This is a genomic window from Micromonospora sp. DT81.3 (assembly GCF_049847225.1).
Classification (GTDB): domain Bacteria; phylum Actinomycetota; class Actinomycetes; order Actinomycetales; family Microbacteriaceae; genus Microbacterium.
On record NZ_JBNCNY010000034.1, the window covers coordinates 1 to 3,839 of the forward strand.

The following is a 3,839-nucleotide window of genomic DNA, read 5'->3' on the forward strand; positions in this document are numbered from 1 at the left end:
GCCGTCCCCGTTCGCGAACGCGACCGGGATCGACGCCCACCCCGGAGTCTGCCGCACCAACGCAATGTCCTTACCCCGATACACCGACGCCCCGGCGTTCGCCGCGAGCTGCACGGCTGCCTCCGCGTTGACTCGTCCGAACCCGTAGTCGTCGTTGTGCCCGTTGGCGTCGTAGGCCACTCCACCGATCTTGTCCGCCGAATCGCGCATGATCTGACGGAGTTCATCCCGCGTGAGCTCGGGCTTTACCGACAGCGCCAGCGCGGCGCAGCCGGCCGCGCACGGCGCAGCGAAGCTGGTGCCGGTACTGGACCCGTATCCGCCGTTGCCCCTGGTGCTCACGACGTCGACGCCGGGTGCGATCAATTCGACTTCCGGACCCCTGGCCGCATTGTCCTCGAGGTCCGCTCGGGTGGACCGCACAACGGCGATCACATCCGGGTGCGAGACGACTTCGTCCTGAAGCACGTCGACGTTGTTCCCGTTGCTCGCGGCCCAGAAGATGGCCATACCTCGACCACCACGACCGTTGGCAGCGGCGAACTCAATGGCCAGCGCGAGCACGGCGGTGAGGTCCCAGTCCGCCCCGTTGGGGCCCAGGCTCGACACAAGGATGTCTGCGCCGCTCGCGGGGTCTGCCCCGTTGACCTCCAGGGAGGGGTCGGCCGTGTAGGCGACAGCACGCGCCAACGTGACTTGGGTGCCGACCTGGTCACCTAGGCAGGCAACCAGCATCAGGTTCGACTCCGGTGCAGCGCCGCATCCACCTGCGCCGTTGTTCTGGCGGGCACCGACCATGCCGGCGCAGAACGTGCCGTGGTCGCTGCCTGGCATGTCCGCATCCGCCTGGCTGAACGTCGACGTGCCCGCTCCTGACAGGAACGCGCCCGATGTCGCGGTCACAGCTGCCTGCAGATCCTCGTGTGCCGCGTTGAAGCCGTTGTCGATCACGGCCACCGTAATGCCGGCGCCCCGCGTCGTATCCCAGGCAGCCTCGGCGCTGACGTCCGCTCCCGCTGTGCCCCCGGCCTGGCCGGTATTGGCCCACTGCCACTGCTCCCCGTAGCGAGGGTCGCTGGGCGTGAAGCGCTCCGGGATGTGCTCGATGATGCTCGGCTCGACCAGGGTGAACCTCGGATCGTCGTTCAGGGCGACGGACGCATCGAGCGCATCCTCGTGCACGGTCGTGTCGACCTCGTAGAGGTTCGGCGCGAAGGGCAGCCGATTCACCGGGGTCAGCCCGGTCTCTGCCAGGATCGCCTTCACCTCGTCCTCCGAGTACTCTTCCCGCAGCTGCACGCTGAGGCGCTTCGTGACGATCCCCAAGCGGCCGTTCTCCCGCTTGACGAGCGAGCCGACGGCGTCCACCTCGTCGACGTCGTCGCGCGCATCGATTCGAGGCGACGTGCCGCTCGGTGGCTCGACGAAGACCCAGTTCGCCTTACGGAACGCCTCCAGGCTCTCATCCTCGAGGCCACGCTGGTCGAGCGAGGCGGGCGGGCCGAAATCGCTCTCGTCCGCGAGCGACCCGGACTCCGACTGCGCGACCTTGATCGCGACGACCTCGTCGATCCGCTCTACCGACTTCCGTTGCCCTCGAACGAAGTATTCCTTGTCCATGACGGTTTCCTTTCATATGGCTGCGATGGCGCGACGAGCTGAGATGCTTTCTGGTTATGGTCGCGTCAGTGGTGAAGAGATGCAGGTGTAAGTGACACGGATGCCGATGCCCGGTGACCCGGCGTTGCGAGGTGCAGTCGGGAGCGGCATCCAGCGTCGTTGTGGATCGCTCGCTTGTAGGGGTGTTTTACCGGTAGTCGCCGGTGATGGGGTGGACGCCGGGGGTGTTGGCCCAGGCGGGGATGAAGTCGGGGGCGGCTCCGTTGGTGATGTTCCAGTTGCCGTCGCCGGTGGATGCGGCGACCGGGATGGTGGACCAGCCGGGGGTCTGCCGTACCAACGCGAGGTCGGTGAGCCCGTTCTGGGTGAAGTCTCCGGCGATGACGCGCACGCCGGGGGCGCTGGCCCAGGAGGTGATGAAGTCATCGACCGGACCGTTGGTGATGTTCCAGGTGCCGTCCCCGTTCGCGAACGCGACCGGGATCGACGCCCACCCCGGGGTCTGCCGCACCAACGCCAGATCGGTCAGCCCGTTGCCGTTGAAGTCGCCGGCGATGACCCGCACGCCGGGAGCGCTGGCCCACGAGGTGATGAAGTCATCGACCGGACCGTTGGTGATGTTCCAGGTGCCGTCCCCGTTCGCGAACGCGACCGGGATCGACGCCCACCCCGGAGTCTGCCGCACCAACGCAATGTCCTTACCCCCATACACCACCTCCGCCGGACCCGCGCCCCGCTCCGCGACCGCGAGACCGAACGCGATCATCCCTGCCGACACCTCGCGGATGACCTCCTCGGCCTCTGCCCAGGTGGGTTGGAAGCTGTGGCCGCACTCGATCGTGAAGCCGTAGACAGTCGGCCGCGCCGCATCGGCGAAGGAACGGCTGTACGCGTAGTCGTCGCTCGCACCCGACGTCGGATACAGACTGTATGCCTGCTCGAATCCGTAATCGTCGCCTCGCACGGCCCGCACGGCGTCGTTCATCCGAGCGCTCATGGCGGTGACGGCGCCCAGGTCGGCGGAGGGGATGAACTCCCCGTACACCCCGTCATCCCGGCGCCCGCGCACGCCGTCGAAGGCGGCGTTCAGGAAGTTCTCGGCCGGCTGCGCCGTCTGATTCTGATCGCTTCCCCAGTTGTGCAGGATCACCGGCACAGCGCTGTGCACATCGATGTGCCAGCGGATGTGTGGAGCCGTGTCGAGCATCCACATCACGTTGCGGGTCTCCGGTTCCGAAGCCGGCGACGGGCCACGGTAGACGTTCGCATTGCACGGGTCGTCCGAGGCGCTCACACCCGAGTCGGGAGCGAACTTGGTCAGGTGATCCCAGAGGAAGTCGAAATTGCGGTTGAGGTCGACACCTACGCACGCGCCCCCGGACGGATGCGGACGTCGGTTCTTCCTCCACATCGGGTCGCTGTTCTGGCTGAACCGTCGCCCATCCGGGTTCACACAGGCATAGAAGTAGACGTGCACCGTCTCCATGACACGTCGGACGTCGGCCGAGGTGAAGTTGGCACCACCGTATGCGAGTCCCGTTCCGGAGTCGTAGGCCTCGAGCAGATCTGCGGCCAGCGAGACCAGCGCATCCGGCGGCACCCACTCACGCGCGTGCATGCCGCCGAGCAGAAGGATCCCCTCCGCGAGCGGATCCGCCGTCCCCACCTTGAGCACACGGCTGCGACGGCCCTCATGGGTGGCGTGCGGCAGTTCGATAAGCGTGGCAAGCGACGGATATGCGGCCGCGAGATTCTCCAGCGCCGACTCCACCTCATCCACATTCATGTAAGCCACGTCGGTTACTCCTTCCGGCCGAGACCGCGAGGAATTTCGCCCCTCGCGGCGAAGCGGTTGCCATCGCCGACCTCCTGCTGCCGTTGGCGCCCGACCTCGGTGGCGTTCTCGACCACCCGAATGGCCACGTTCTGTGCAGCGCGCACGTTGCGCGCCGCGTCGATCTTGCCCTCTGGCAGGTACGCGTCCACCACATAGTCGCCGTCCCTGCGGACGGCCGTCGCGCGGCAGCCGAGATCGGCCTGAATCTCGTCGGTATAGCTCTTCAGCTCGGCCAGCGTGGCCGCGCGGACTTCGAGATGGATTATCGGCTCGTCAGGCATGGATCGCTCGCTTGTAGGGGTGTTTTACCGGTAGTCGCCGGTGATGGGGTGGACGCCGGGGGTGTTGGCCCAGGCGGGGATGAAGTCGGGGGCGGCTCCGT

The 3,839-nt window shown here is 66.9% G+C and carries 3 protein-coding genes; all 3 read right to left on the bottom strand.

Annotation, left to right across the window (positions count from 1 at the left end):
* On the bottom strand, positions 1–1,620 hold a 1,620-nt coding region (locus tag ACPW96_RS23155; RefSeq protein WP_425824057.1), incomplete at its 3' end, for a S8 family peptidase.
* 187 nt (positions 1,621–1,807) lie between these two features.
* Positions 1,808–3,406: a M14 family metallopeptidase gene (locus ACPW96_RS23160; RefSeq protein ID WP_425886089.1), complete on the bottom strand. Its 1,599-nt coding sequence runs from the start codon at positions 3,404–3,406 to the stop codon at positions 1,808–1,810.
* Positions 3,407–3,420: 14 nt separating this feature from the next.
* The gene (locus ACPW96_RS23165; RefSeq protein WP_425886087.1) at positions 3,421–3,738 is read right to left on the bottom strand and encodes a hypothetical protein; all 318 of its coding nucleotides are present in this window, start codon (positions 3,736–3,738) and stop codon (positions 3,421–3,423) included.
* Between the last annotated feature and the right edge of the window lie 101 nt (positions 3,739–3,839).

Excerpts from the sequence above, each read along its gene's own strand:
- ACPW96_RS23160 (WP_425886089.1), bottom strand. The coding sequence starts at position 3,406 with ATGAATGTGGATGAGGTGGAGTCGGCGCTGGAGAATCTCGCGGCCGCA.
- ACPW96_RS23165 (WP_425886087.1), bottom strand. The coding sequence starts at position 3,738 with ATGCCTGACGAGCCGATAATCCATCTCGAAGTCCGCGCGGCCACGCTG.